At 73.9% G+C, this 4,199-nt stretch carries 4 protein-coding genes and 1 riboswitch; all 4 genes read left to right on the top strand.

All coding sequences use genetic code 11. The features are described 5' to 3' along the window. Window positions 1–77: 77 nt before the first annotated feature. Window positions 78–149: riboswitch (cobalamin riboswitch) on the top strand. 132 nt (window positions 150–281) lie between these two features. Then, window positions 282–1,508, top strand: a complete 1,227-nt coding sequence (locus tag GUY60_RS35190; RefSeq protein ID WP_161705407.1) for an SCO2321 family membrane protein — start codon at window positions 282–284, stop codon at window positions 1,506–1,508. A gap of 71 nt (window positions 1,509–1,579) precedes the next feature. Further along, the gene (locus GUY60_RS35185) at window positions 1,580–2,203 is read left to right on the top strand and encodes an SCO2322 family protein (RefSeq protein ID WP_161705405.1); all 624 of its coding nucleotides are present in this window, start codon (window positions 1,580–1,582) and stop codon (window positions 2,201–2,203) included. A 13-nt stretch (window positions 2,204–2,216) separates the two neighbouring features. Next, window positions 2,217–3,362, top strand: coding sequence for an energy-coupling factor transporter transmembrane component T (locus tag GUY60_RS35180; RefSeq protein WP_161705403.1), 1,146 nt, complete (start codon window positions 2,217–2,219; stop codon window positions 3,360–3,362). Further along, window positions 3,359–4,199: ABC transporter ATP-binding protein (locus tag GUY60_RS35175; protein WP_161705401.1), on the top strand; the 841-nt coding region annotated here is incomplete at its 3' end. The genes GUY60_RS35180 and GUY60_RS35175, both read left to right, overlap by 4 nt.

Below are 4,199 nucleotides of genomic sequence, written 5' to 3'. Positions count from 1 at the left end.
CCTCTGGGGGGCGGCTGGCCCGGGGGCCGTCGCCGACCGACCGGTACAGTGGGCTGGTCCCATCCACGCCCGTACGGGGGGAAGCCGGTGGAAGCCCGGCGCTGACCCGCAGCCGTGAGCCGACCTCGCGTCGGCGAGCCGGAATGCCCCGCGCAGGCGTGCGCTCCAGTCGCCGAGCCAGGCGACGTCCCAAGCGCATCCGTCGAGGTATACGGAGCCGGAGCCGGTCCCCGCGTGGGTCCGTGCCCCTGCTCCCCGCAGGAGAGGCACCCGCCCCGATCATGAACGTTCGCCGCAGCGCGGCCGCCGCCGCTGCCACCGCAGTGCTCCTCACGGCCGCCGTACCCGCCGCCCACGCCGCCGACGCCGCCGACTCGCCGTCGCCCAGCGCGCCCGCGAAGCCCTCGGGCCTGTACGGCGCGAAGGACCCCAAGTTCGACGGCGTCTTCCGGCAGTCGTACGCGCTGCTCGCGCAGGACACGGTCGGGGTGAAGCCCGCGCGCAAGGCCGTCGACTGGCTGACCGGGCAGCAGTGCGACAGCGGCGGCTTCGCGGCGTTCCGCGCCGACCCGAGCGAGGCGTGCGACGCGAAGACCCCCGTCGACTCCAACTCCACGGCCGCCGCCGTCCAGGCGCTCAGCGCGCTCGGCGGTCAGGGCGCCACGGTGAAGAAGGCCGTCGACTGGCTCAAGTCCGTGCAGAACCAGGACGGCGGCTGGGGCTACAACCCGGGCCTGCCCAGCGACGCCAACTCCACCGGCATCGTCGTCGGCGCCCTCGCCGCCGCCGGTGAGAAGCCCGGCGAGGTCAAGTCGCAGAAGGGCAAGTCCGCCTACGACGCACTGCCGAAGCTGGCGCTGCCCTGCGGCAAGGGCGAGGACGGGGCGTTCGGCCTCGCGGACATGAAGACCGGGAAGCTCGCCGCCAACGCCGACGCGACCGCCGCCGGAGTCCTCGGCTCCCTCGGCAAGGGCCTGGTCGTCGCGCCCGCCGAGAAGTCCGGCGCCCCCGCGAAGTGCGCCACGGCCGACGACGTACAGCAGGCGGCGAAGAACGGCGCGGCGTACCTCGCCGACGCGACCGCCGACAGCGGCCACCTCACCTCCGCGATGCCGGGCGCCGAGGAGCAGCCGGACTACGGCAACACGGCGGACGCGGCCGTCGCCCTGGCCGCGGCCGGTCTCGGCGACCAGGCGAAGAAGTCGGTGGGCTGGCTGCAGAAGGACTCCGCGAAGTGGGCCAAGGACAACGGGCCCGCCGCGTATGCCCAGTTGATCTTCGCCGCGCACGCGACCGGGGTCGATCCGAAGGAGTTCGGCGGGACCGATCTCGTACGGGGCCTCAACGCGACCGGGCCCGCGCCGCAAGCGGACTCGGACGCGGCCGAGGAGAAGAAGGACGAGGATGGCTCGGGGATGAGTCCCTGGCTGATCGTCGGCGTGTTCTTCGTCGCGAGCATCGGGTTCGGGTTCCTGTTGAGTGGCCGTAACAAGAAGAACCAGCTGTGAGTCGTTCTTCGCGCCGTCGGCGTGGGTACCGTCGATCGCCCTCCGGGCTCGTCCTCAAACGCCGGACGGGCTTGATTTTCCTGCTCATCGCCCTCTTCACAGCGGCGACGCCCGCCCAAGCCACCGGCTACCGCTACTGGTCGTTCTGGTACCAGAAGGGCGGTGCCTGGGCGTACGCCTCGCAGGGCGCGTCCACCGCGAAGCCTGCCGACGGGGACGTCGAGGGGTTCCGGTTCGCCGTGAGTGAGGACTCGAAGGACGCCGCGAGGCCGCGTGGCGAGGCCCGGTTCGGGGAGATCTGCGGTGACACCGCGGCGAAGGACGGCAGCAAGCGGGTCGCGCTCGTCCTCGACTTCGGTACCGCGAAGGACGCCCCGAAGGGCGAGGCTCCGCCGAAGCCGCGTACCGCCTGTGCGCGGATTCCCGCCGACGGGACCTCCGCGGAGGCGCTCGCCGCCGTCGCCAAGCCCTTGCGGTACGGGAGTGACGCGCTGCTCTGCGCCATCGCCGGGTACCCGGAGACGGGCTGCGGCGAGCAGGTCGCCGCGGACGGTACGGGCGACGGCGAGCGGGACGCCGCCCCGGCCGCGAAGGACAGTGGCGGCGGGCCTTCCGTGGGTCTGATCGCGGGGGTCGCCGCGGTGTTCGTGCTGGGGGGCGCCGCCGTGTGGCAGGCCCGCCGGCGCCGCGGCTGAGGCCGGGAAACCCATGCGGACGGAGACGACCGCCGTACGGCGCGGCCTGCTCGCGCCCGAAGCGAACCGCAGCAACGCCCTGCACCCCGGGGCCTGGTGGCTGTGGGCACTCGGCCTCGGCACGGCCGCGTCCCGCACCACCAACCCGCTGCTGCTCGGGCTGCTCATCGGCGTCGCCGGGTACGTGGTCGCGGCCCGCCGCGGTGAGGCGCCCTGGGCGCGCAGTTACGGCGCGTTCGTACGGCTCGGCCTGTTCGTGCTCGGTGTGCGGCTGGTCTTCGCGGTATTCCTCGGCTCGCCGATCCCCGGCTCGCACACCCTGTTCACGCTGCCCGAACTCGACCTGCCCGAGTGGGCCGAGGGCGTCCGGATCGGCGGCCGGGTCACCGCCGAGACCCTCGTGTTCGCCCTGTACGACGGCCTGAAGCTGGCGACGCTGCTGATCTGTGTGGGCGCCGCGAACGCCCTGGCCAGCCCGGCACGTCTGCTCAAGTCGCTGCCGGGCGCCCTGTACGAGGCGGGCGTCGCGGTCGTCGTGGCCATGACGTTCGCGCCCCAGCTGATCGCCGACCTGCGCCGGCTGCGGGCCGCCCGGCGCCTGCGCGGCCGCCCCGACCGCGGACTGCGCGGACTGCTCCAGGTCGGACTGCCGGTCCTGGAGGGCGCGTTGGAACGTTCCGTGGCGCTCGCGGCGGCGATGGACGCGCGCGGGTACGGCCGCACCGCCGACGTGCCGCCCACCGTGCGGCGGGCCACCTCGGTGCTCACACTCGGCGGACTGCTCGGCGTCTGCGCGGGCACGTACGGACTGCTCGCCGCCGAGGGCGCCAAGTTCGGGCTTCCGGTGCTGCTGCTCGGTCTTGCCGCCGCGCTCGGCGGGCTCAAGCTCGGCGGCCGGCGCAGCGTCCGCAGCCGCTACCGGCCCGACGTGTGGGGCGTACGCGCCTGGCTTGTGTCCGCCTCCGGGGTCGCCGTGGCCGCGCTGATGATCTTCTTCGCCTCGTCCGACCCGGCGGCGCTCCAGCCGGGTGTGGTCCCGCTCGTCGCGCCGACGCTGCCGCTGTGGCCCGCGGCCTGTGTGCTGCTCGGGCTGCTCCCGGCGTTCGTGGCGCCCGCTCCCCCGGCGTCCGCCGCCGCTCCTCGAAAGGTTGCCCCGTGATCCGGTTCGAGGACGTCTCGGTCCGCTACGACGACTCGGCCGCGCCCACGATCGCGGGCGTCGACCTGACCGTGCCCGAGGGCGAGTTGGTGCTCCTGGCCGGGCCGTCCGGGGTCGGCAAGTCGACTCTGCTCGGCACGGTCAGCGGCCTGGTCCCGCACTTCACCGGCGGCACCCTGCGCGGCCGCGTCACGGTCGCGGGCCGGGACACCCGTACGCACAAGCCGCGTGAACTCGCCGACGTGGTGGGCACGGTGGGCCAGGACCCGCTGTCGCACTTCGTCACGGACACCGTCGAGGACGAACTCGCGTACGGCATGGAGTCGTTGGGCCTCGCCCCGGACGTGATGCGCCGCCGCGTCGAGGAGACCCTCGACCTACTTGGCCTCGCCGACCTGCGCGACCGCCCCATCACCACCCTCTCCGGCGGCCAGCAGCAGCGCGTCGCCATCGGCTCGGTCCTCACCCCGCACCCGGAGGTCCTGGTCCTCGACGAGCCGACCTCGGCGCTCGACCCGGCGGCGGCGGAGGAGGTCCTGGCCGTCCTCCAACGCCTGGTCCACGACCTGGGCACCACGGTCCTCCTTGCCGAACACCGCCTGGAACGGGTCGTCCAGTACGCGGACCAGGTCATCCTCCTGCCCACCGCAGGCACGGCCCCGCTCGTCGGCACCCCGGCGGACATCATGGCCATCTCCCCCGTGTACCCCCCGGTGGTGGGCCTGGGACGCCTTGCGGGGTGGGAGCCTTTGCCGCTTACGGTGCGGGATGCGCGGCGAGGGGCAACTGACTTGCGGGGTCGGCTGGCGGTGCTGGACTCTGCCCCTGCGCCCGCTG

Origin of the sequence: Streptomyces boluensis, assembly GCF_009908195.1 — a bacterium.
Taxonomy (GTDB): domain Bacteria; phylum Actinomycetota; class Actinomycetes; order Streptomycetales; family Streptomycetaceae; genus Streptomyces; species Streptomyces boluensis.
This window is presented reverse-complemented; position numbering and strand designations above follow the sequence as displayed.

What these genes read in the sequence shown, in the direction of transcription:
- GUY60_RS35190 (WP_161705407.1), top strand. Translation starts at nt 282, where the DNA reads ATGAACGTTCGCCGCAGCGCGGCCGCCGCCGCTGCCACCGCAGTGCTC.
- GUY60_RS35180 (WP_161705403.1), top strand. Translation starts at nt 2,217, where the DNA reads ATGCGGACGGAGACGACCGCCGTACGGCGCGGCCTGCTCGCGCCCGAA.